At 36.6% G+C, this 25,229-nt stretch carries 16 protein-coding genes and 1 pseudogene; 5 read left to right on the forward strand and 12 right to left on the reverse strand.

Features of this window, described 5'->3' with window-relative positions:
• Positions 1-50: 50 nt before the first annotated feature.
• On the reverse strand, positions 51-1,775 hold the full coding sequence (locus AC3EMB_RS24295; RefSeq protein ID WP_001104220.1) for a phospho-sugar mutase: 1,725 nt from the start codon (positions 1,773-1,775) through the stop codon (positions 51-53).
• A 143-nt stretch (positions 1,776-1,918) separates the two neighbouring features.
• On the opposite strand from AC3EMB_RS24295, the gene cdaS reads away from it, so the two are divergent.
• The gene (gene cdaS / locus AC3EMB_RS24300; protein WP_001158743.1) at positions 1,919-2,524 is read left to right on the forward strand and encodes a sporulation-specific diadenylate cyclase CdaS; all 606 of its coding nucleotides are present in this window, start codon (positions 1,919-1,921) and stop codon (positions 2,522-2,524) included.
• 174 nt (positions 2,525-2,698) lie between these two features.
• Here the strand turns inward: cdaS and pepA are convergent, their stop codons facing one another.
• The 5 genes from pepA to AC3EMB_RS24325 form a co-directional block, all read right to left on the reverse strand.
• Entirely contained in the window at positions 2,699-4,183 is a 1,485-nt protein-coding gene (pepA, locus tag AC3EMB_RS24305) for a cytosol aminopeptidase (RefSeq protein ID WP_000487953.1), read from the reverse strand.
• Positions 4,184-4,328: 145 nt separating this feature from the next.
• Positions 4,329-4,955 carry a 3D domain-containing protein gene (locus AC3EMB_RS24310; protein WP_002094181.1) on the reverse strand — a complete coding sequence of 209 codons (627 nt, stop codon included), beginning with the start codon at positions 4,953-4,955 and terminating at the stop codon, positions 4,329-4,331.
• An 85-nt stretch (positions 4,956-5,040) separates the two neighbouring features.
• A complete protein-coding gene (locus AC3EMB_RS24315) occupies positions 5,041-5,358 on the reverse strand; it encodes a YuiB family protein (RefSeq protein ID WP_000027016.1) in 318 nt (105 codons plus the stop codon).
• Positions 5,355-5,861 carry an NUDIX hydrolase gene (locus tag AC3EMB_RS24320; protein ID WP_000517993.1) on the reverse strand — a complete coding sequence of 169 codons (507 nt, stop codon included), beginning with the start codon at positions 5,859-5,861 and terminating at the stop codon, positions 5,355-5,357. Before AC3EMB_RS24320 ends, AC3EMB_RS24315 begins: the two co-directional genes overlap by 4 nt.
• Positions 5,862-6,180: 319 nt before the next feature.
• Positions 6,181-7,389 carry an NAD(P)/FAD-dependent oxidoreductase gene (locus tag AC3EMB_RS24325; RefSeq protein WP_139213308.1) on the reverse strand — a complete coding sequence of 403 codons (1,209 nt, stop codon included), beginning with the start codon at positions 7,387-7,389 and terminating at the stop codon, positions 6,181-6,183.
• Between the two features lie 462 nt (positions 7,390-7,851).
• On the opposite strand from AC3EMB_RS24325, the gene AC3EMB_RS24330 reads away from it, so the two are divergent.
• Positions 7,852-8,841, forward strand: a complete 990-nt coding sequence (locus tag AC3EMB_RS24330; RefSeq protein WP_340720273.1) for an NAD(P)/FAD-dependent oxidoreductase — start codon at positions 7,852-7,854, stop codon at positions 8,839-8,841.
• Positions 8,842-8,955: 114 nt separating this feature from the next.
• Here AC3EMB_RS24330 and AC3EMB_RS24335 read toward each other — a convergent pair whose 3' ends face one another.
• Complete coding sequence (locus AC3EMB_RS24335; RefSeq protein ID WP_488517316.1) at positions 8,956-19,164, reverse strand: isopeptide-forming domain-containing fimbrial protein; 10,209 nt, start codon at positions 19,162-19,164, stop codon at positions 8,956-8,958.
• A gap of 444 nt (positions 19,165-19,608) precedes the next feature.
• On the opposite strand from AC3EMB_RS24335, the gene AC3EMB_RS24340 reads away from it, so the two are divergent.
• Complete coding sequence (locus tag AC3EMB_RS24340) at positions 19,609-20,088, forward strand: GyrI-like domain-containing protein (protein ID WP_088346159.1); 480 nt, start codon at positions 19,609-19,611, stop codon at positions 20,086-20,088.
• Between the two features lie 218 nt (positions 20,089-20,306).
• Positions 20,307-21,554, forward strand: coding sequence for an MFS transporter (locus AC3EMB_RS24345; RefSeq protein ID WP_000391931.1), 1,248 nt, complete (start codon positions 20,307-20,309; stop codon positions 21,552-21,554).
• Positions 21,555-21,571: 17 nt separating this feature from the next.
• Here the strand turns inward: AC3EMB_RS24345 and AC3EMB_RS24350 are convergent, their stop codons facing one another.
• A complete protein-coding gene (locus tag AC3EMB_RS24350) occupies positions 21,572-22,453 on the reverse strand; it encodes a helix-turn-helix domain-containing protein (RefSeq protein ID WP_488517317.1) in 882 nt (293 codons plus the stop codon).
• Between the two features lie 80 nt (positions 22,454-22,533).
• Between AC3EMB_RS24350 and AC3EMB_RS24355 the strand changes: the two genes are divergently transcribed.
• A complete protein-coding gene (locus tag AC3EMB_RS24355; protein WP_488517318.1) occupies positions 22,534-22,995 on the forward strand; it encodes a 2-thiouracil desulfurase family protein in 462 nt (153 codons plus the stop codon).
• A 29-nt stretch (positions 22,996-23,024) separates the two neighbouring features.
• On the opposite strand, the gene AC3EMB_RS24360 is transcribed toward AC3EMB_RS24355, so the two are convergent.
• From AC3EMB_RS24360 to AC3EMB_RS24375, 4 genes and pseudogenes are all read right to left on the reverse strand, one after another.
• A complete protein-coding gene (locus AC3EMB_RS24360) occupies positions 23,025-23,378 on the reverse strand; it encodes a YxeA family protein (protein WP_088025397.1) in 354 nt (117 codons plus the stop codon).
• A 106-nt stretch (positions 23,379-23,484) separates the two neighbouring features.
• Positions 23,485-23,670, reverse strand: a complete 186-nt coding sequence (locus tag AC3EMB_RS24365; protein WP_098125859.1) for an O-methyltransferase — start codon at positions 23,668-23,670, stop codon at positions 23,485-23,487.
• Between the two features lie 113 nt (positions 23,671-23,783).
• Positions 23,784-23,977, reverse strand: a pseudogene (locus AC3EMB_RS24370) (hypothetical protein).
• A 99-nt stretch (positions 23,978-24,076) separates the two neighbouring features.
• Positions 24,077-24,865, reverse strand: a complete 789-nt coding sequence (locus AC3EMB_RS24375; protein WP_161114353.1) for a hypothetical protein — start codon at positions 24,863-24,865, stop codon at positions 24,077-24,079.
• Positions 24,866-25,229: the final 364 nt, after the last annotated feature.

Consider the following 25,229-nt stretch of genomic DNA (forward strand, 5'->3'; position numbering starts at 1 on the left):
AAGGGAGATTTCGCTCCCTTTTGTTCCCTACTACTTAAAATTACTTTATATTATAAACGATTCATAATATCTTCTTTAATAGTAAGTAACTTTTGTTCACTATTTTGTAAAGAACTATCTTTTACACCAAAGTAGAACTTAATCTTCGGTTCAGTTCCAGATGGACGTAGGCAGAACCATGAACCATCCTCTAATTGATATTTTAACACATTTGATTTCGGTAAGTGAATCTCTTCTTTATGTCCATCTTGTAAAGATGTAACAATGCTTGCTTTATAGTCTTCAACTGCTACGACTGTTAAGCCCGCTACTTCTTTCGGAGGATTCTCACGGAACGTCGCCATCATCTCTTGGATTTGTTCCGCTCCATCTTTTCCTTTTAACGTTAACGATACAAGGTCTTCACGGAAGAATCCGTATTTCTCAAATACTTCTAATAGACCATCATATAACGTTTTCCCTTGTGATTTGTAATATGCAGCTACTTCACATGCAAATAGGACAGATTGTACTGCATCTTTATCACGGCAGAATGGACGGATTAAATAACCATAGCTTTCCTCATAACCGAATTGGAATTCGTATTGTCCGCTTTCTTCATACTGTCTAATTTTCTCACCGATAAATTTAAATCCAGTTAACGTATCAATTGTATCTAAACCGTATGCTTTTGCAATTGTACGACCAATTTCAGACGTTACGATTGTTTTTAATACGACACCGTTCTCTGGAAGCGTTCCGTTTTCTTTCTTTTGAGATAGTAAGTAATCAAGCATTAATGCACCTGTTTGGTTACCTGTTAATACTTGGAACTCACCATTATGATTACGAACTGCTACACCAAGGCGATCTGCGTCAGGATCAGTTGCGATTAATACATCTGCGCCTACCTTTTCACCGTCACGAATTGCATACTCAAACGCTGCGTGCTCTTCTGGGTTCGGTGATTTTACTGTAGAGAAGTTTGGATCTGGTAACTCTTGCTCTTTTACAACTGTTACATCTGTAAATCCAACTTCTTTTAAACCACGGCGTACAGAAATATTTGATGTTCCGTGTAATGGTGTAAAGACGATTTTTAAGTCTTTACCAACCTTTTGTACCATTTCTTTATTAATGATGACATTGTTCAATTCTGCAGCATATGCATCATCTACTTCTTGTCCAATAATATGTAATAAACCGTCAGCTTTTAATTGCTCTACATCAGCGACTTCAACTGTTAATTCATCTTCTACTGCGTTTACGTAGCTAATTAACTCATCTGCCTCTTTTGGAGGCAACTGTCCACCATCTTCACCGTATACTTTATATCCGTTATATTCAGGCGGATTATGGCTTGCCGTAAGGACGATTCCACTTACTGTATGTAAATGACGAACTGCGAAAGAAAGCACTGGCGTTGGACGTAAGCTTTCAAACACATATGTTGTGATACCGCGTGCGCCAAGTGTTGCAGCGACCTCCATTGCGAATTCAGGTGATTTATGTCGAGAATCATAGGCTACAACAACACCTCGTTTTTTCGCTTCCTCACCTAACTTTTCAATAAAGCTTGCTAATCCTTTTGTTGCTTTACGAACTGTATATACGTTTAAACGGTTCGTACCAGCACCAAGTTCACCACGCATACCACCTGTGCCAAACTCTAGATTTTTATAAAAGCTATCCTCGATTTTCTTCTCATCTTGCTTCATATTTTCTAGCTGTTCTTTTAATTCTGCATCTAATTGTGCGTAAGAAAGCCAGCGACTAAATTCTTGTTTCCAATTCATTCTTCTCTCTCCTCCCGCTTGTCATATCTTTATTATATGAAAAAAATATGCTGTATCTCAATATTTTATAAAATCTAGCAGGATTTTACTAGGAATATTTGTATACACTATTGTTAAATACTCCACTAAAGGGAATGAGGATTATGCAAGAATGGGGCTTGTCAGAAGAGCTCAAAATACAAACAAAGCAAATGATTGAAATTGCTGAAAGAGAACTATCGATTATGAGAAACGCAATCGATAAAGAAGATGAATGTATTTTATGCAAGATGGAAGATATTCATCATATGTTGGCAAATGTACAAACATTGGCAGCTACATACTATATTCAGGCATATTTATCACCTTATACGGAAAGTTCATCTTTTATTACGACAGCTATCCAACATTTAAGCGCTAGAAAACATGGTGCTCTTATCGTTGTGGAACGAAATGAAACGCTTGAAGCTTTCATTCAAACTGGAACGACATTAAACGCTCATTTAACTGCGCCATTACTCGAATCAATATTTTACCCAGGTAACCCTCTTCATGACGGTGCCGTTCTCGTAAAAAATAATCATATAGTCTCAGCTGCTAATATTCTTCCTTTAACGAAAAGTACAGAAGTTGATTCTGAGCTAGGAACGCGTCACAGAGCTGCAATAGGCTTATCAGAAAAGAGTGATGCACTTATATTAGTTGTCTCTGAAGAAACGGGCCGTACTTCTTTTGCTTTAAATGGGATTTTGTATACAATTTCTTTATAAAGTGAAACTTTAATCAGCCCTCACCAATTGAGCGTTTACGGGCAACCCCACCTCACTTCTTTGCTTCCACTGAATTTTGAGGTTAGGTTCTTACTGTCCGGCAAATAGCGGGATAAACAAACCTATAAAAAAGAAGACTGTTCCAAAATATTGGAACAGTCTTCACTTATACTCTTATTCTTCTCCGAAACGCTCCACAAGTGTTGCAAGTGTACGTACCATTGCACCAGTTGCTCCAGCTGGACCTAAGTCGTGCGCGCCTTTTGTTTCTGATGTTCCAGCGATATCTAAGTGTACCCACGGTGTATCTTCAGCGAATTCGCCTAGGAATGTACCTGCCATAACCGCATGTCCTTCACGGCCTGGTGAGTTATTTAAATCAGCAAACTTACTGTTTCTCACACGTTCTTTATCACGATCAAAAATCGGTAGTTGCCAAATTGGTTCATCTGTTTCCATAGAAGCCTCTAGTACTTGCTCAAACAACTCTTCATTATTTGTCATTGCGCCTGTCGTATGGTTTCCAAGTGCAACAATTACACCGCCTGTTAATGTTGCAACATCAACAAGGTAGTTTGCGCCAAGTTTTTTCGCATACGTAATACCATCAGCTAAAGCTAGACGACCTTCTGCATCCGTATTTAATACTTCAATTGTTTTTCCACTCATAGATGTGATTACATCGTCTGGCTTAAATGCCGTACCACTTACAACGTTATCTGTTGAAGGAATAACAGCGATCACATTTTGTTCTGGGCGCAGTTCTCCGATAATTTCCATCGCACCTAATACAGCAGCTGCACCGCCCATATCACCTTTCATACCAACCATGCCTTCACGTGGTTTTAAAGAATAACCACCTGTATCGTATGTAATACCTTTTCCAACGAATCCAATGACATCTGTCCACTCTTCTTTTCCTTTATAAATAAGAGCAATCATTTTGGGTGGCTCTGTACTACCTTGGTTTACTGCAAGTAACGCACCCATACCAAGATCTTCCATCTCTTCTTTTTCAAGAACTTTATAGTCCATATCATACTTCTCCGCTAACTCAACAGCATACTCAGCAAGCTTTGTCGCTGTTAATACGTTTGGCGGCATATTTACAAGTGTACGAGCTGAATTTGTTGCACGTCCATGTACGTAGCCAACTGTTAATGCGGCTTCAATTTCTTGTGCATCTTCCGCTGTAATAGCCGTGAACTTCTCTAACTCTACACGATCCTTTTTATCTGATTTATACGTTTGTAATTCATATGTACCAAGGCCTTGTACCTCTGCTGCAATATGAGCGACATCAATCGCGTCTAATTTCTCTGTTACGAAAGAATCAAGTAAGATTGCTGCATCTTGTACTTTTGCTGCTTGTAGTGTTTTAAACGTTTTTCCAAGAGCCACACGTAACGTTTCTGTCGTATAAGACTCTTTCTTGCCTAAACCAACAAAGTAATAACGTTTCACATTTGTTTTTCCTAAGCTATGTACTTTCGAAATGGCCTTTTTCTTCGTAGATAATTCTTTCTCTTCTAGTAAAACTTGTAATTGTCCTTCAAACGCTTTGTCCAGTTCTTGTACAAAACTACTCATTTTCTCTTCTTCAAATAAAGCGACAATTACTGCTTCGTGACCTGCTAATTCTTTTTGTACTTGAAACATGTTCAGACCCCCTAAATTTCTCTACCACCATTATAACTTTATTTTCGATAAAATGCGACAATTCTAACTACAGTTATATGACGTGTAAAATCTCCTCTATTATGAAATAAGCCAAGAAAAAAAGTCTAGCGTAATTACGACTAGACTATCTTTGCTTTAAATATTGACCACGAAACACTTGCATCGTTTCGTCTTGATTTAACATCGTTAACTCTTCTTCTGTAAACTTACCTTTTCCTACTTTTACTACATACACATTTACTTTTTTCTTACCCCATTGGCTATAAACATCTTTCACCGTATCATAATATAAATCAAGACGGTTTCCTTTTATTGCTCCGCCCTTATCAGCTACTACACCATACCCGTAACCTGGCACGAAGAGAATCGTTCCAATCGGGAATACGCGTAAGTCCGCAGCAATTGTGGAATATAAATCCCTTTTCACTTTAACACCTGAATATGTAATACCATACTCTGGATGCCCTGGCCTCTTACCTGTTGACTCAATCCCCGATGTATAACCTGTTGCAGTCATTTCAATTGAACGATATTTAGACCAGTCGTTTGCCTGCTCTAAAGCATTTATCACTTCTTTACTCGGAGCAACATTTCTCTTAACTTCTGCTGCATGTACTTCTTTTGCACTCATTCCTTCATATGTCTTTACAATCTCTAATAAAGAAACTCCAGTGAAAGCCTTCCATGTTACGCATAATGCAAATGCAAGTAAACAAGTCATCATAATGCGAATACAATATCGTTTTAACATTTTTATATTCCACACTCCTTCATCGTTAATCATTCCCTATACGATGAAGGAATATGCAAAAAATAATCTCCAACTTAGTTGGAGATTAAAACATTTGATATCCGCTTTTCCGAAGTTTCTTGATCACGACTCCTGCTAAAGCAGCCCCTACTAATCCAGTAGATAGAATAAACACGTCTGCTTGTCCTAAGTGCGATACACTTGTCCCAAATGAAGAAAATGTTTCTTTCGGTTTTGAAAAATAATCCCACATACTCGCTTTATTAATAATAAGCATACAAACAATCGGATACACAATAACCATTACCCAAGTAGCTCGCAAAATCATGTTGAGTAAAAATCCAATTCCAAAGAACAAAATAAAAAATAACATCATTGAAATAAGTAGTACCGGTATACTCACTCTTTCTCCCTCTCCTTCGCACGTGCCGTAAATACGTGATAGGCTGTATAACCAAATGGTTCTCCTGGATTTAATGTTTTGTCCACTTCAAGATGTAGTTCTGATCTTCCTTCTAACAAATATTTAATAAGTACAGACGTATTCGGATCGTCCGCAATCTTATCTGGATGTAAGAACGCCACTTCAGACAATTCTTTCTCCTGTACAATAATATTTTCTCCTTCAGGCTCCAAAAGGAAAATAATCATATTATCACTAATTTCATCACGAATAACACCCGATCGAACACCAATGATCCCCTTCACATGAGCGACAATGCCTGTCTCTTCTAACACTTCGCGTTTCACAGCTTCATCAACTGTCTCACCTTCATTTACAAAACCAGCCGGTAAAGACCATTTCCCTTTTAATCCACTGTATTTCTTCTTAACGAATAGCCACCTGCCATCTTTTGTAGCTACTAAGCCACTAACAGCTAACCATACTTTCCCGCGCTTCCCCATGATGCATCCTCCTCCATCCGAACGGACAGAATATTCTTTCTTTTCTATATATTATACTATACTTTTTAATTCGCTGTGAAATTTCCTTTTTTCAAAAAGTGAAAAAACCCATTTTGTCGATATACTGTTAACAAAAAAATATCAAGATGCAGAAATGTAATTATGAAGAAAATAAAACATTGGATTCATCCATTTCATGATAAGGCAATGTTCAAATAAAACATTTCTCCCATCTTTCTATTGTTATATCGAAAACATGTATTATATGAAAAAAAAAGCAGAAACGGCGCTTAGCCGTTTCTGCTTTTTCTACTATATATTAAAAGAACTTTAATTTACCTTTTTTAAGAACTAATAAAGGTCCACCTAATAAGAATAAGTAGCGGTTATCGATTACTTTCTTCATGAAGGAAGCTTTCCAACCTGTTAACTTTTTACCCATAACAACGCCCATTGCATCGTCATGACCTAAAGAACATACAGATCCTTTATTATCGAATGCGAATTTTTTCATTTCGCCCTTGCCACGAACTAATACAGTTAAGTTGTGTGCAATATTGTAACCTTGTTGAATTGCAATTTGTGCTGTTGGTGGGTAAGGACGGTTAATTTCTTCGTTAATGATTAACGCTGCATCACCAACCATGAATACCTCTTCGTATCCTGGAGCGTGCATGTACTCATCAACTTTTACACGTCCGCGCATTGCTTCAAAGCCAGACTCTTCCACAATACCATTACCACGAACACCTGCAGCCCAAACTACTGTTTCAGACTTAATTAATTCAGTATCATCACCATTTGCAACAATAATACCTTCTTCAGTTGCTTCTTTAATTGCTGTACCGATGCGGAATTCTACGCCTTTTTTCTCAAGTTGTTTTACAGCATATTCTACTAATGCTGGATCGAAACCTGGAAGTGCTGTTGGAGCAGCTTCTACACAGATGATACGTGCTTTTTCACGTGGTACATTGTACTGTTTGCAAAGTTCAGGAACACGGTTTGCAAGCTCACCTACGTACTCGATACCAGTAAATCCAGCACCACCAACAACGATTGTTACTAACTCATCGCGCTTTTCAGCTGCATATTTAGCGAAACTAGCTTCCATATGCTCACGAATTTCACGAGTTGCATTAATGTTAGCGATTGAGAATGCATGCTCTTTTAATCCTGTAATTCCGAATGTTTCTGATTCGAAACCAAGACCGATTACTAAGTAGTCATACTCTAACTCGCCGTCTTTTAAGATAATACGTTTTTCAGCAGCTTTAATTTCTACTACTGTGTCTTGTACAAAGTTCACTTTATTTGTATCAATAACGTCTTGAATATCTAGACAGATTTTTTCATCTTGTAATGTACCAGCTGCGCTCTCGTGTAACCAAGTCGCTTGGTAGTGATAGCTGTTGTTGTTTACTAACGTAATTTCAGCTTCATTTACAGATAATGCTTTTTGCAGACGAACAGTCGTAATCATCCCGCCATAACCTGCACCTAAAACTACGATTTTTGGAGTCTTCACCAAATCACAACCCTTTTCTTTATATAATAGTAATGAGAAATAATACCAAGTACTAAAAACTCTATTTGTCAAGAATGTGGAATTTATCACATTCTATATCATAACAAAACGCAGTCAAAAAATCGTACGAATTTTGTCATAGAAATTTAACATAATACTTCCCTATATTAGTCGGTTTTATTCCAGAATTCAAGCTTCTGGAGAATTATCAATATTTTAAAATAACATAGCGTTTTCAAGGGTTTTTCAGCCTTTTTTTCATGTATTTTCCTTTCTGTATATTTTATACAATACAAAAAGCATCTATGCGAAAACTTACACACAATTCAGTCGTTTTCAGAAGTATTATGAACTCAAATATGCTATCATTTATTTGAAAGTGTCATCATTTGCAGGATTTTCGTGTACATATGAACAATATATGAAATCAATATCAAAATTCCATCTATAGGGGGAATGAAAGTGGCAGAAAATCAAAAAGTTTACGACATAACAATTATTGGTGGTGGTCCAACAGGACTATTCACAGCATTTTATGGCGGGATGAGACAAGCAAGTGTAAAAATCATTGAAAGCTTACCTCAACTTGGAGGACAATTATCCGCACTCTACCCTGAAAAATACATTTATGATGTAGCTGGATTTCCAAAAGTGCGCGCACAAGAATTAGTTGATAACTTAAGAGAGCAAATGAAGAAATTTGATCCAACCATTTGCTTAGAAGAAGCTGTTGATACGCTTGAAAAACAAGCTGATGGTATATTTAAACTTGTTACGAATAAACAAACTCACTATTCTAAATCAGTCATTATTACTGCCGGCAATGGTGCTTTCCAACCACGCCGCTTAGAATTAGAAGGTACAGCAAAATACGAAAAGAAAAACTTACATTATTTCGTTGATGATATGAATAAATTTGCTGGCAAGCGCGTCGTAGTATTTGGCGGTGGCGACTCAGCAGTAGACTGGACGATGATGTTAGAACCGATTGCTGACAAAGTTACAATCGTTCATCGCCGTGATAAATTCCGCGCACATGAACATAGCGTCGAAAACTTAATGAATTCTCGTGCAGAAGTAAGTACACCGTATGTTCCAGTTGAACTCATTGGTGATGACAAAATTGAACAAGTCGTTCTTCAGCACGTAAAAACTGAAGAAAAAGTTATCATCGATGTTGATGATGTAATTGTAAACTACGGCTTCGTTTCCTCTCTTGGCCCAATTAAAAACTGGGGCTTAGATATACAAAAAAATAGCATCCTTGTGAATTCAAAAATGGAAACAAATATTCCTGGCATTTACGCTGCTGGTGACATTTGTACATATGAAGGAAAAGTAAAACTTATCGCTTGTGGATTTGGCGAAGCACCGACAGCAGTAAACAATGCAAAAGCTTACTTCGATCCAAATGCAAAACTTCAACCAATGCATAGCTCAAGCATGTTTTAATATGTAAAAATAAAAGCTCCTTCCATACGCGGAAGGAGCTTTTATTTTATATACCACGAAAGCACACTGAATTCTATAAACTATCGAACTCAGTGTGCTTTTCGTCTACAAAAATTATTGTTTTCTTCTTCTACCTAATACGAATAATACTCCGCCAACTAAGAATGAAATTCCCGCACCAACTGACATCATCCATGGATGTGCTGCCCCTGTTTTCGGTAATTCTTTTTCTACTTTTACTTGCGAGTCTTTATTTAACTTTTCCAGTCTTACTTCCGGTTTCTTCAGATCTTTCGGGTCTTCCGGTTTCACTTCTGGCTCCTTCGGTTCTTTCGGATCTTCCGGTTTCACTTCTGGCTCCTTCGGCTCTTTCGGCTCTTCCGGTTTCACTTCTGGCTCCTTCGGTTCTTTCGGATCCTCCGGTTTCACTTCTGGCTCCTTCGGTTCTTTCGGATCCTCCGGTTTCACTTCTGGCTCCTTCGGCTCTTTCGGGTCTTCCGGTTTCACTTCTGGCTCCTTCGGTTCTTTCGGATCTTCCGGTTTCACTTCTGGTTCTTTCGGATCCTCCGGTTTCACTTCTGGCTCCTTCGGTTCTTTCGGATCCTCCGGTTTCACTTCTGGCTCCTTCGGCTCTTTCGGCTCTTCCGGTTTCACTTCTGGCTCCTTCGGTTCTTTCGGATCTTCCGGTTTCACTTCTGGCTCCTTCGGCTCTTTCGGGTCTTCCGGTTTCACTTCTGGCTCCTTCGGCTCTTTCGGCTCTTCCGGTTTCACTTCTGGTTCTTTCGGATCTTTCGGGTCTTCCGGTTTCACTTCTGGCTCCTTCGGCTCTTTCGGCTCTTCCGGTTTCACTTCTGGTTCTTTCGGATCTTCCGGTATCTTAAAATCTTCTTTTGTTTTCGGTAAAATTGTAACTGTAGGCTCAAGTGGTGTATTTATTCTATCGTCCACTATCGCTCTATTTGTTATCCCTTTACTTGGTGCTGCTTTTACCTTCGCTTTAAAAATAATACTACGTTCTTTCGTATCTGTAATTTCTAGATACTTCGCTATTACTTTTCCAAACTCCATTTTTAACTCTACTGGATTTGGTTCAGCCCCTTCAAATCGAATACTATCTTGCACGTACTCTAAACCGGCTGGAATTTCATCTTCTATCTTTACCTCAGCTAATTTTCCGTTTTCTACCGTATTTTCAAAGCTAATTCGGTATTCGATTTCTTCTCCTAGCTTCGGTTCTTTATTACTTACTGTCTTCGTTGCTTTTACCTTACCATCTTTATATTCTGGCTTTATTGTCGCTGTCGGTTCCATAACTGGATGATTTGGATCATCTACGTGAATAATCGCTTTATTTGTTATTTCCTCTCCAACTTTTACTGATTCTTTTACCTTTACTTTAAAGATGATACTTCTTTCTTTCGTATCCGTAATTTCTGGATACTTTACTGTTACTTTTCCATTCTCAACTTTAAGTTCTGTTGGTACAGGCTTATCACCTACAGCCTTCAGACTATCTTTCACATACTCTAAACCAGACGGAATTTCATCTTCAATCTTTACATCAACTAACTTCCCGCCATCTACTATGCCGTTAAAAGTAATTCGATATTCGATTTCTTCCCCTAGCTTTGGTTCATGATTACTTACTTCTTTCCTTGCCTCTAGTTTCCCATCTTTATATTGCGGTGTAATTGGTACAAGTGACTCAACCGGTGGATTTGTCGGATTATTATCATCCACAGCCGCCTTGTTTATAATTTCTTTTCCTACTTGTACCGTTTCTTGTACTTTCGCTTTAAAGATGATACTTCTTTTTTTCGTATCCGTAATTTCTGGATACTTTGCTGTTACTTTTCCATTCTCAACTTTAAGTTCTACTGGATTTGGTTCCGGCCCATCAGACTTTATACTATCCTGTACGTATTCTAAACCGGCTGGAATTTCATCTTCTACCTTTACCTCAGTTAGTTTTCCGTTCTCTACCGTATTTTCAAAGCTAATTCGATATTCTACTTCTTCTCCTAACTTCGGTTCATGATTACTTACTGTTTTTTCTGCTTGTAATGCACCATCTTTATGTTGAAGCTGTATAGCGACATTCGGTTTCTCTGGTGGGTTTATTGTATCTTCCACAACCGCCGTATTCACAATCGCTTCGCCAATTTTAGCTTTATCTTTCACTTTTACTTTAAAGACGATGCTTCTTTCTTTCATGTCCGTAATTTCTGGATATTCTGCGAGTACTGTGCCGTTTTTCACTTTCACATACAACGGTTTCGGATTCTCTCCCTCGGCTCTTTCACTACCTTCTACAAACTCTAAGCCAGTTGGTAATTCATCCTTAATCTTCACCTTCGCTACTTTTCCATGCTCTACTACGTTACGGAAAGTAATTCGATACTCTACTTCTTCTCCTAATTTTGGAGCTGGATTATTTACTGTTTTCTCAGCTTTTAGTTTTCCGTCCTTATACTCCGGCGTAATAATCGCTTCTGGTTTTTGCGGCGGATTCTTCGGATTATCATCATCCACAATTGCCGTATTCACGATTTTCTTACCGACTTTTACTGCTTCCGTTACTTTTACCTTAAAGCGAATACTACGCTCAGCTGTATCAGTAATATTTTCATACTTCGCACTAACCTTACCAGCTTCTTCTTTTAACTCTACTGGCGCTGGCTCATTACCTTCTGATTTTAAACTATCCTTCACATACTCTAAGCCAGTTGGTAATTGATCCTCAATTTTCACTTCTGCTAGTTTTCCGTTTTCTACCGTATTTTTAAAACTAATTCGGTACTCTACTTCTTCTCCTAGCTTTGGATCTTTTTTGCTTACCTTTTTATCAGCTTTAAATTTACCAGCTTTATGCTGCGGTGTAATATCTACTTCCGGTCGCTCTGGTGGATTTTTTGTATCATCAACAATTGCTTTATTTACAATTGCTTTGTCCACTTCAACAGAATCTTTCACCTTCACTTTAAAGATAATACTTCTTTCTTTCATGTCAGTGATATTTTCATACTTCGCACTAACCTTACCAGCTTCTTCTTTCAACTCTACTGGGGCTGGCTTATCACCTTCTGCTTTTAGACTATTTTTCACATACTCTAAACCAGACGGAATTTCATCCTCAATTTTCACTTCTGCCAGCTGTCCATCTTTCACCGTATTATTAAATGAAATTCGGTATTCGATTTCCTCACCTAGCTTCGGTTTATGATTATTCACCTTTTTATGAGCAGCAATTTTACCGTCTTTATATTGCGGTGTAATTTTCGCTGTCGGTTCAGTTATAGGGTGGTTCGGATCATCAACGTGGATAATCGCTTTATTTGTAATGTCCTTACCTATTGTAACCGAATCTTTCACCTTCACTTTAAAGACGATACTTCTTTCTTTCGTATCCATAATCTCTGAATACTTTGCCATTACCTTACCATTTTCTACTTTCAACTCCACTGGTTTTGGCTCTTCACCTTCAGCCTTTTCGCTTCCTTCTACAAACTCTAATCCAGCTGGAATTTTATCTTCTATCTTTACCTCTACTAGTTTTCCATCTTTCACCGTATTATTAAAAATAATTCGATATTCGATTTCCTCACCTAACTTCGGTTCACGATTACTTACTTCTTTTCTTGCCTCAATTTTTCCATCTTTATATTGTGGTGTAATCGGTACATAAGGCTCTTCTGGTAGATTCTTTGTATCATCTACAATTGCCTCATTTACGATTTCTTCTCCCACTTTTGCGCTTTCTTTTACCTTCGCTTTAAAGACAATACTTCTTTCCTCTGTATCTGTAATTTCTGGATACTTTGCCATTACTTTATTATTTTTCACCTGTAGCTCTACTGGTTTCGGTTTAGAACCTTCTGCTGTGATGCTGCCTTCTACATACTCTAAACCATTTGGTAAGGCATCCTTTATATTTACCTCTGCTAGTTTCCCGTTTTCTATCGTATTTTTAAAACTAATTCGATATTCTACTTCTTCTCCTAGTTTCGGTTTATGATTATTTGCCACTTTCTGCGCAGCAATTTTACCATCTTTATATTGCGGAGTAATTTCCACATGAGGCTCTTCTGGCTTATTTTTTGTATCTACTACGATTGCTTTATTAACAATCTCCTTACCTATTTCTACCTCTTCTTTTACTTTCACTTTAAAGATAATACTTCTTTCTTTTGTATCGGTAATTTCTAGATACTTTGCCATTACCTTACCGTTTTCAAATTTCAATTCTACTGGACTAGGCTTAGATCCTTCTGCTTGTAAACTGTTCTCTACATACTCTAATCCAGCTGGAATTTCATCTTCTACTGTAACCTCTACTAGTTTTCCGTTTTCTACCGTGTTTTTAAAACTAATTCGGTATTCTACTTCTTCTCCTAATTTCGGTTTTTTATTGTTTACAAATTTCTCCGCTTTAAGCTTACCGTCTTTATATTCTGGCGTAATTGTTACTTCTGAAGTTGTTGGATCTTTTGTATCATCAACAACTACTTTATTGACAATGCCTTCACCAACCTTAAATTCTTCTTTTACTTTCGCTTTAAAGACGATACTTCTTTCTTCTAGATCCGTAATTTCTGGATATTTTGCGATTACTTTTCCATCTTTCACTTTCAGTTCTACCGGATTTGGCTTAGAACCTTCTGCTCGTAAACTATCTTTCACATACTCTAATCCATTTGGTAAATCGTCTTCTATTTTTAACTCTGCTAGCTTTCCGTTTTCTACCGTATTTTTAAAGCTAATTCGGTATTCCACTTCTTCTCCTAACTTCGGCGTTTCATTATTTACCGTCTTCTTCGCTTCCACTTTTCCGTCTTTATGCTGTGGAGTAATTTCTGCCGTCGGTGTTTCTGGCTCATTTTTCGTATCATCAATAATTGCTTTATTGACGATTTTTTTACCGACTTTCACTTCATCTTTTACTTTCACTTTAAAAGTGATACTTCTTTCTTCTGTATCCGTAATCTCTGGATACTTCGCCATTACCTTACCATTTTCCACTTTCAATTCTACTGGATCCGGCTTATCACCTTCTGCTTTCACACTGTTTTCTACGTACTCTAAACCTTCGGGTAAAGTATCTTCTATTTTCACCTCTGCTAGTTTTCCGTCTTCTACCGTGTTTTTAAAACTAATTCGGTATTCTACTTCTTCTCCTAACTTCGGCGTTTCATTATTTACCGTCTTCTTCGCTTTCACTTTTCCGTCTTTATGTTGCGAAATAATTTCTGCTGTCGGTGTTTCTGGCGGATGTTTCGTATCGCTCACAATCGCTTCATTAACAATTGAATCGCTCACTTTACCTTTTACTTTCACTTTAAAGGTAATACTTCTCTCTTTTGTATCTGTAATCTCAGGATACTTTGCCATTACCTTACCGTTTTCAAATTTCAATTCCACTGGATCTGGCTTAGAACCTTCTGCTTTTACACTATCTTTCACATACTCTAATCCATTTGGTAAATCATCTTCTATTTTTACCTCTGTTAGCTTTCCATGTTCTACCGTATTTTTAAAGCTGATTCGGTATTCCACTTCTTCTCCTAACTTCGGCGTTTCATTATTTACCATCTTTTTCGCTTCAATTTTTCCATCTTTATACTGAGGAATAATTTCCGCTGTCGGATTAACTGGCTTGTTTTGTGAATCATCAATAGTTGCTTTATTAATGATTTTTTTACCAACTGTTACTTCTTCTTTTACTTTCACTTTAAAAACGATACTTCTTTCTTCTGTATCCATAATTTCTGGATATTTTGCCATTACCTTACCGTTTTCAAATTTCAGCTCTACTGAATCTGTTCCGGCACCTTCTGCTTTCAAACTATTTTCTACATACTCTAAACCTTCTGGTAGAGTATCCTCTATTATCACGTCTGTTAGCTTTCCGTACTTAACCGTATTTTTCATACTAATTCGGTATTCTACTTCTTCTCCTAACTTCGGTGTTTCATTATTTACGATTTTCTTCGCTTTAATTTTCCCATCTTTGTGTAATGGTGTGATTTTTGCTTCTGGTTCTTTCGGATGCTTCATATCATCAACAATTGCCTTATTAATGATTTCCTTACCTACTTCCGCTTCTTCCTTCACCTTTACCTTAAAGACAATACTTCTTTCTTTCATATCCGTAATATTTTCGTATTCAGCAATGACTTTTCCATCTTTCACACTTAACTTTAATGGAGCTGGTTTATCACCTTCAGCCTTTTCACTGCCTTTTACATACTCTAAACCGTTAGGAATTGTATCCTCTATCGTTACCTTTTCTAGTTTTCCGTTTTCTACCGTATTTTTAAAGCTAATTCGGTATTCTACTTCTTCTCCTAGTTTTGGTGATGGATTATCTACTGTCTTCTTCGAATCAATTATTCCATCCTTATATTGCGGAGTAATTCTTTCTTCCGGCTCAATCGGTGGATTTTTCGTATCATCAACAATTGCTTTATTGACAATCTCTTTATCTACTTTTGCTTCTTCCTTCACCTTTACTTTAAAGACGATACTTCTTTCTTTCATATCCATAATATCGATATACTTAGCTTTGACTATTCCATTTTCAACAGCTAATTCTACTGGTCCAGGTGCTTCTCCTTCGGCCTTGATACTATTTTCTACATATTCAAGACCTTTTGGAATTGTATCTTCCACTCGCACCTCTTCAAGTTTTCCGTTCTCAACCGTATTATGAAAACTAATGCGGTACTCGATTTCTTCGCCTAACTTTGGCTTCTTATTATTAACTACCTTTGTAGCAGCAATTTCACCTTTTTTACTTTGCGGTGTAATAACAACCTTTGATTCAACAGGCTCATTTTTCGGATCTTTTGCAATTGCTTTATTTACGATTGCCTCCCCTACTTTTGCCGAATCTTTTACTTTCACTTTAAAAACAATACTTCTTTTTTCTGTATCCGTAATTTCTGGATACTTTGCCATTACTTTGCCGTCTTCCACTTTTAGTTCTACTGGCTCTGGTTTTATACCTTCAGCTTTCAAACTATCTTTCACGTATTCAACACCTTTAGGTAGTGTATCTTCTACTAGCACCTTTTCTAGTTTTCCGTTTTCTACCGTATTATAAAATGTAATTCGGTATTCCACTTCTTCTCCTAGTTTTGGTGTTTGATTCGTTACGCTTTTTTCAACATCCACTTTACCGTATTTATAATCCGGCGTAATCTTTTCTTCTGGATGCTCAGTTTGTCCATTCGGCTCACTCACAACCGCTTTATTAACAATCGTTTCTCCGGCTTTTGCCTCTTCTTTTACTTTCACTTTAAAGGCAATGCTTCGCTCTTTTGTATCCGTAATCTCTGGATATTTTGCGATTACCTTACCATTTTCTACTTTTAACTCTACTGGATTTGGTTCAGCACCTTCAGCTCTCTCACTGCCTTGAACAAATTCTAAGTTAGCTGGAATTTCATCTTCTATTGTAACTGCATCTAGTTTTCCGTTTTCCACCGTATTTTGGAAGCTAATTTGATATTCAAATTCTTCTCCTAGCTTTGGCTTCTTATTTGTTGCTTTTTTCTTTGCAGCAATTTTACCGGCCTTATGCTGTGGTGTAATCTTCTCTTCTAGATTCTTTGGTGGATTTGTTTTATCACTAACGGTTGCTTTATTAACAATTTCTTCACCAATTTTTGCAGTTTCTTTTACTTTTGTTTTAAAGACGATACTTCTTTCTTCCATATCCATAATTTCTGGATACTTTGCAATTACTTTTCCATTTTCAAACTTCAGCTCTACTGGCTCTGGTTTTGCACCTTCTGCTTTCAAACTATCTTTCACGTATTCAAGATTGCTTGGTAATTCATCTTCAATCGTCAATACATCTAGACGTCCATCTTTTGTCTTATTTTTAAATGTAATACGATACTCTACCTCGTCACCTAGCTTCGGTGTTTTATTAGATGCTATTTTTTTAGCTTCTATTTCTCCAGGGATCTCTTTTGGAGTCGTAACCGTAATATCTGCATCATCTGCAGTTTCATAATTTACCTCGCTACTATCTTGTCCCTTTACAACAACGATATTTTTTACTGTTGTATCTGATTGTACAGAAGCTTTCACTTTTACTTTGAATGTAATAACAGCACTTTCACCAGGCTTTAAAACACCGCCGTCTTTAGCATTTGCACCTTCACCAATACGGAAATCAATTTGATTATTTACAAACTCTGCTTCATCATCGCTTGCATTATCTGTTTTATTTCCTTTATTACTTCCAGACACATATTGAATAGATCCCGGAACATACTCTAAACGATCATCTAATTTATCAAAACCTTTTACATTAGATACAGGGGCTTGGTTATTTTTCGTATCATTTTTCACTTCAATTTGATACGTAAACTCTTCACCAGCTTTAACGTCCTTAATTTCTTTCCCAGCACTATCTAACGCCTTTTTATCAACTTGTAAATTTGGCGCATTATGTTCTGTAATAAATGTAGCGTTATTTAATACGTAAATATCACCATAGCCACTATTTGCTCTAAAACGCATTTTTGCTTCTTTTAAATCATTTTTTACTTGATTCGGTCCTTCAAGATGATACGTATGAATGTCAGTACTGAATGAATTCGTCCAATCCGGATTATATCCTGGATATTTTTTCGTAACAAACTCGTTAGTACCGTCTACTTGTACTTCTGTCATAGACGAATCATTCGCATCATTATCTTTACCGTTAATATTTTTTATCTTTATATATCCAGCACCAAAATCATATTCTCCATAATCATATGCATATCCATCTTTCTCAGCTGGATCACCTTGCGATGAAAAATAACTAAATTTCGCCTTAAAAGCACCTTCTTTTGGTGTATTTATTTTATTAACACTAATATCTGTCCAGGCTGTACTTTTTTGAGAGACTAGCCCTTCCCAAATCTTCATGTCTTTTACTGTTTCTTTATAGTTTTCATAAACTAATATAAGATTCCAGTTGCCCCAGTAATAGCCGCCACCTGTTACATCTTTAATTTGTGGCACATTTGCAACTGTCAACGTTTGAGAAATCCCTTGCTGCGCAATTACATTTGTTACATCCGCATATGCAACATAACCAGCACCAGCACCTGAGTAATTAGAAATAAAAGGTAAGCTATCCGCTTTTCGTATGCTATCAGCAGTTACATCTGCATATTCTTTATTTCCCATTTTCATTTTGACTGGTTGCCTTACTTGATCCTCGGTAACCTTTCTATCAGCAATATTTCCTGGTAACCCCATTGCTGCTGTCCAGAATAAGTATGCCTTTTTCACTTTACTTCCGGCAGGAATATTAGGAAATGCACCTGTTGACGAATTAAAAGTACTATCATCGTTATCAACGTCCACAGTCATTTTATTCGTTTTATAACCCATACTTTGTCTGTCATAATGATCAGTTGTCAAACCAAGCGTCACATTACCAGTCTGTACTAAATTACCAGGAGCAATTGTAGAATACAGTGGATCTCCAAACCCTTGTTTATCTCCTGTTTGGATTTGAACCTTCGAAGCATTCTCTGATGCAGCTTGTACTTTTGCATCGCTCTGCTTTTCCGCTTCTTTTTCTAGTTTCTTCTCATCTTTATCTACTGGCTGCTTCACTAGTTCCGTGTTCGCTGTAGGTTTATTTTTATCTCCTGCAGATACTTTTAATTTTCCATCCACTTCTTTTGATTTAGCATCAGCTGGTGATCCGATTTCTTTCTTACTACTGTCAGCCTCATCATCGGTATTAGCTTCAACCTTGTCTTCAGAAGGAATCCCTTCAACATCTACAGACATGTTTCCTATTTGTAGTTGATCCTTTTGCACACTAATTTTTTGCTTATACTCTTTATTAAAATGTTGTGCACGACGAGCTTTTATTAACACAGTCATTTTTTCATGTGATTTTAAATCTTTAATTTTAAGATTAGAAGAAAGAACCTTTCCTCCCTTATCTTTTTCCTCTACATAGAAATCCGCTACCTTATTTTCGGGTAACTTCTCTCCGTTTACTTTCACAGATTGCGAAGGGAACGTAATTTCATTTTCATTATTTTGTTTAAGCACCAATTCTTGAATTGGTGTAGCTCCCGTATTTTCAATCGTATATTGAAATACGTGCTCCCTCTCCGCTACTTCTCCCTTATATATTTCAGCATTTACTTGCTCTGCCTTAATTTTCACATCATTTCCTTGTAACTCATCCCAGCTTTTTTTATTTATCTCTGTAGCAAAAGCACTGGGTGAAGGCAATATGATGGATAGGAGAAGTGTGATCATCGTTACGACATTAAAACACTTCAATACTTGTTTCATATTTTCTACCTTTCTCCTTTCTATATACTTGCTATCCGTCTACTTAATTTCGTAGCCTTACATAGCAATATATATCCACTCGCAACAATCCGACCTATGAAAATATATCGTTGAAATCCCAATATCAACAATATAAATCTCATAGAATATTACTATTTTAATTTATCAAAAATAGAAGATATATCGGACACTTATACAAACCTTTACCATTTTTAATATAGTAAAAACGTTCTACTGTATAGGCTTATATAACAGTTAAAGGATACATAAAAATCTTAACATACTCCCTAACCTATTCATACATACAATAGAATTTTTACCATTTTTTAGTTATTTCAGTTTGTTGTTTATGATTAAAATTTTCAAAAAACAATAACCGTTACATGTAAAAATATGTTACATTATTAAAGAACGTATGTTCTTATTTTAAAGGAGGAATTTGTAATGATAAACGAACCCATTATCGTAAAAAAAGAAGCTTTCCAAGCAATCGGCGTTTCGGTTACGACAACTAATGAAATAGAGGCATCTCCTGAAGGAAAAATCCCCGGGCTTTGGAACAAATACTTTCAAGAACAAATGATGCATCACATCCCAAATCAACAAACGAAAGAAACATTCGCTTTCTACTCCAACTACGAATCAGATGAAACTGGTACATATACATTTACAATCGGTATGCCCGTTTCTTCATTAGAAGACGTTCCTGAAAATATGACAACTTTAACAATACCTGCTGCTACATATGCTGTATTTACAACGAGAAAGGGACCAGTTGCTGAAGTCGTTTGCGAAGCTTGGGAATATATTTGGCAATGGTCGAAAGAAAATAAACGTGCCTTCACAACAGACTTTGAGCTTTATGACGAAAGAGCATTAGACCCAAATCATGCACAATTGGATATTTATATTGCGTTAGCCTAAAAAAAGATGCCCATTCGGCATCTTTTTTTGTCGTTAAATAGCTACTGGGCAAATCCATTATTATTGTCTACAATGAGAAAGTGCAGTATAGAAATATTAGAAACTGTATAAAGTGAAACTATACTCAGCGGAGGGCATCTCCCATTGAGTATTAGCCCTCACCAATCGGGCGTTTACTGGTTTTTTAGTTTAAATTTGTCACATAGAAAGGAAGTAATATGGAGGAACTACAACAAAATAAAACTGCTTTAGAAGGAAGCGGAAAACCGTTATTAAAAAATACGAATTTCCTTTTTCTTTGGGCAGCTACTCTTTTTTCAAGCTTTGCTTTAGCCTTTTTTACTTTTTCACAAACGTGGTACATAGCAAAAACATTAAACCTTGAAGCTTCACTCGGTGTTGTTTTCGTAGCTCTTAGTGTTCCAAGGCTTATTTTTATGATTATCGGCGGCGCTGTAGCTGATAAATTCCCGAAAAAAAACATTATGTTTTACTCCAATATTATTCGAGCGATTCTTGTCGCAACCATTCTCACATGGTTTATCGTTGGTGATGTAACACTATATACATTTGCTTTATTCGCTTTATTCTTTGGACTTGCTGATGCTTTCTTCTGGTCAGCAGATGGATCTATCTTACCGGAATTGGTAGAAAAAAGCCGGTTAACACAAGCGAATTCACTTACACAAATGACGAACCAAGCATCGGTCATCTTAGGCCCTGTACTTGGCGGAATTCTGATCAAATTTACAAACTACGAGACAATATTTTCTATTACAATTTTATTACTGATTGTCGCAGCCATACTCGTTCAAAAAATACAATTTACGATGCCAGAACTAAAAGATACAGATAAAGGTATGTTCACTTCCATTAAAGAAGGAATCTTATATGTAAAGGAATCGCCATTCCTTTCAACTTTCCTTCTTTGTAGCGCCTTTTTAAATTTATTTTTAATTGGTCCGATGCAAGTCGGTTTCCCGCTTTTCGTTAAAAATGTTCTGCACGGTGACTCGCTCCATTTCAGTTACTTAGAAGCATCTGTAGGCGGCGGAATGGCAATAGGCGCTGTCATTGTCGGTTTAAAAAATATTAATCGTAGACGCGGACTATTTTGCATTATCATGATGCTACTGTCTGGTGTATTCTTCTTATCCATCAACTTTAGCACCGTACTTTGGCAAGCATTATTAGCCGGCATGTTTTATGGTATTACAATTGCAATGGCTATCGTTCCGCTTATGGCGATGATTCAATCGACAGTAAAAGAGGAAATGATGGGACGCGTAATGAGCTTACTTATGCTATCATCAATGGGCTTTATCCCGCTCTCTTATGCATTCACATCAATCGCACTTGCAATGGGAATTCCAATCGTAACCGTTATGAAAAGCGGTGCAATTGCTGTTATCGTCTTCGTACTATTTGTAGCGATTCGTGTTCCAGTTGTAAGAAAGTTCGACTAGCTACTTGGAGTCATGTATTATACGCATGGCTCCTTTTTAAATGGATCAAATAACGCTATCCCCTTACTTCTTCTCACAGCTGCTCCCCATTCTAATCCAACCTCTAAAAATAAATCTCGCACTGTACTATATAAAAGTGCCTTCACATTTTTACGGATTTCCCCATATTTATAAGCTCTCACAACACTCTTCACTCGCCAAATGAAATTTCCATACACTTCTTCATCAGCTAATATCTGCTCTAGTAAAACACCTTGCTCTAGTAACCCGCTCTTTTTATACGCAAGCTCGACCTTACTCCAAAATATATTAATTTTCTTCGGATTACTCGTCATCGGTACCAGTGCGTATATAAAAGGCTTCGGTATATCATGACGGCAATACGTCTCATCAAGCTCGTACGTTATTTTTCTTTTCTCTTTTATTTGTGGAATGTTTTTAGAAAGAGTTGTTTCCCTTTCGCTTTTTTGCTCCTTTCCGCTACAGCCAGCTGTATAATCCTCACTTTCACATGCGGACATTTTCATACGGTCATCCATGCGGTCAATTGCAGATATAAGAAAAATATATAAGTTCGCACTATACCCACCGCGCTTATGCCTTTCTTTTGTTGCAACACGCTTTATAATTCCTAGTTCCTCTAACTTTGCAATTGAACGGCGTACTGTACGAATACTCTTTCCAACATTCTTCGCAATCGTCTCCATTAACGGACAGGCGACTCCTACTGTTTTTTGTTTCTCATTCACCGCATACTTTCCTAAAAAATGAATAATGGTAGCATCCGTTTTATTCAATTGAAATCGATAGCACTTCAAAACTTTTTTTTGATATGTATTAAACTCTTCTTTACTTCGAAATTCACTGTATGGTTTCATTAAATTATATAAGCTTCCCATTTATATCACCTCATTTATAAGTAAGAGGCAGGAAGAGAATTTGGCGTGGAATTTAATATTTTTTTAATGGAGATGAAAATATGATCGTAATTAGCGCTTGTTTAGGTGGTATAGCTTGTCGATATGACGGAAATGACAATCTCGTTTCAAAAATAGAGGAGCTACTACAAAAAGAAGATACAGTCCTCATTTGTCCTGAAGTATTAGGAGGACTGCCAACACCTCGTCCTTCTGCTGAAATTATTTGCGGGAATGGCGACGACGTTTTGGACGGAAAAGCGAAAGTGATGACAAAAGATGGTGAAGATGTCACAGAAGCTTTCGTAAATGGTGCTTATAAAGCATTAGAACAAATTAAAAATTTACACCCAGAATATATTATTTTAAAGGAACGTAGTCCATCTTGTGGCAGTTCTACGATTTACACTGGAGAATTTAACGGCAATAAGCAAACTGGTTACGGGGTAACTACTGCTTTATTTAAAAGACACGGATTTAAAGTCATTTCAGAAGAAGAATTTGAAAACAAAAAAAGGAATTGACCCTGTTCGTCAATTCCTTTTTATCTGTCTTATTTCACATTTAATTTTTCTTTCACTTTCGCAGGAAGCTCGTCTTTCTTTACTTCTTCCCAAGCTGATACACCTTTTTTATCTGAGTGATATACGCGTAGGAATGCTTCTTTACGAAGATTTTTCACAGCTGTAAATTCTAATTCTTTTTCTTTACCTTCTTTATCAAATCCAGTTAGTTTATATTGATAATCTTTATATGGTTCACCATTACTAGACTTACCATTATACTCTTTTCCATCTACTGTAATTTGAACGTAGTACTCATCTTTACCCATACGGTTTAAATCACAACCAACTAACAAGCTTGCAAATACAACTAAAATACTAAACAGTGCAATGTATCTTTTCATTTCCTTCACCTCATATGTTTTTTCTTATATTCTTATCTTAAAGCCGAGAGCTTAAAGAAGAAATTCAAAAACATGACATGAACATTACACTTTTGTAAGATAATAATTATTTCTTCACTTTAGAAATCGTCATTCTATCACCAATTGGAACCAGTACAGATTGTAAATGCGGGTCGTTTGCTATCATTTCATTAAACTTCTTCATAACTTCTGTATAACGTTTTTGTTTCGCACGCTCATCAGCTACACTACCGCCAATAACGTCTTTCACGCCAATTTCGCCACTTATCACGTAATTTCCTTATACCGTTTATTACGCCTTCTATTATGCCCTCAATTATAATCTCTATTACAAGATATCTTACTAAATTAATAATAGGTTTAATTACGTATCTCCCTATGAATTCAAAAATATCCTCCATCATATTCTCCTCCTTCTTTCAAAAGGAAGCTGCTACTCCTCCGCGTCCTTTTACGTCCAGTTACAATTGCTGCCCTACTGCGGTATATATCAACAAAAATAATACGACAACAACATCCACAATAACGCTATTGAATTTGGAAGAAACTTCGGTAAATACTAATACTATAGTTAACATGGCTAAGAGAATTATTTTTTCACCTATATTCGGAGATGCTCCCAAAAACTTTATAAAATCAAAGACAACTTTACTACAACTCTTCCCGTAACTAATTTATTATCGTGGTAAACCGTCTTCCACTACATCCGTAACAGTTCCATTCGGTTCAAAGATTACACGTAATGATCCTTCTCCACCATAACCAGTATAGTCATATACTGAATAAGATTTATATTTCTCAATCACATGTGGCTGTCCAATTGCAGCTTTTACCTGATTCGCGGGCATACCTTTTTTTATTTTCAAATATTGATTGTAACTTACTGCTGCCGAATTGTTATTTACATCTTTATACCACGGTACACGATCGTTTTTTTCTTCATATTCCTTTACAGGCTCTTCAATACGTTTCGTAGATACCCGATTCTCCTTACCTTTATCTTTATCTTTATCTTTATCTGTATCTGTATCCTTTATAGCAGTACGTTCAATATTCACAACGTAACCATATGTATTTAATTCAACCATAATTTCATATGTACCATCCGTATCTTTTTCAGTATAAAATACGCGTTTTTCATTGTTATTATAATATTTTATGTTCTCACCACCGTAGTCAATCGTATTAAGAATATCCGTATACGTCATACCTTCCTCAATTTTTTGAGATTCATCATGAGAAATATAACGCTTCTGTGATGATGAAGCGTCCTCATTTTTAATACTTTCACGTTTACTCGTAGTCATAGGTGTTTTCTTCTGATCTTTTAGTACGTCACCTTCCGCCTTCGCTGGTTGCTTTGCTCCTACTTTTGTTAATACGTCTGTATCGCTAGAACAAGCTCCCAAAATCGATACTGTAGTCAACGCCATCCCTACTATAAGTACTCTCTTAAATGACTTCACTCTAATCCCCCCGGTATTTTTTAATATCTAGTAATCAACGTATTTTAATTAATACGGAACTATTCAGTTCTATACAATTTGCTATAGCCTTCTCTCTCATGCACCTTTTTTATATAAAGTGAAACTTTAATCAGCCCTCACCAATCATCTTCGTTACAAATATTAACATTAAATATAACTAATAAATAGTATATTTCTTCTATTCATTTACATTTCTGTTGCATAATATTTTCCGAAACGAACAATATGAAACTCGAATTAACAATTTCCATCATATATTCCATATATAATAACATTAAATTTAATTTAAAAATCACTTTGCATGCATTTTCTGTTTTAACGCCAAAAGAAAAGACCTTTCTAA

The organism is Bacillus sp. LQ16 (assembly GCF_057784645.1).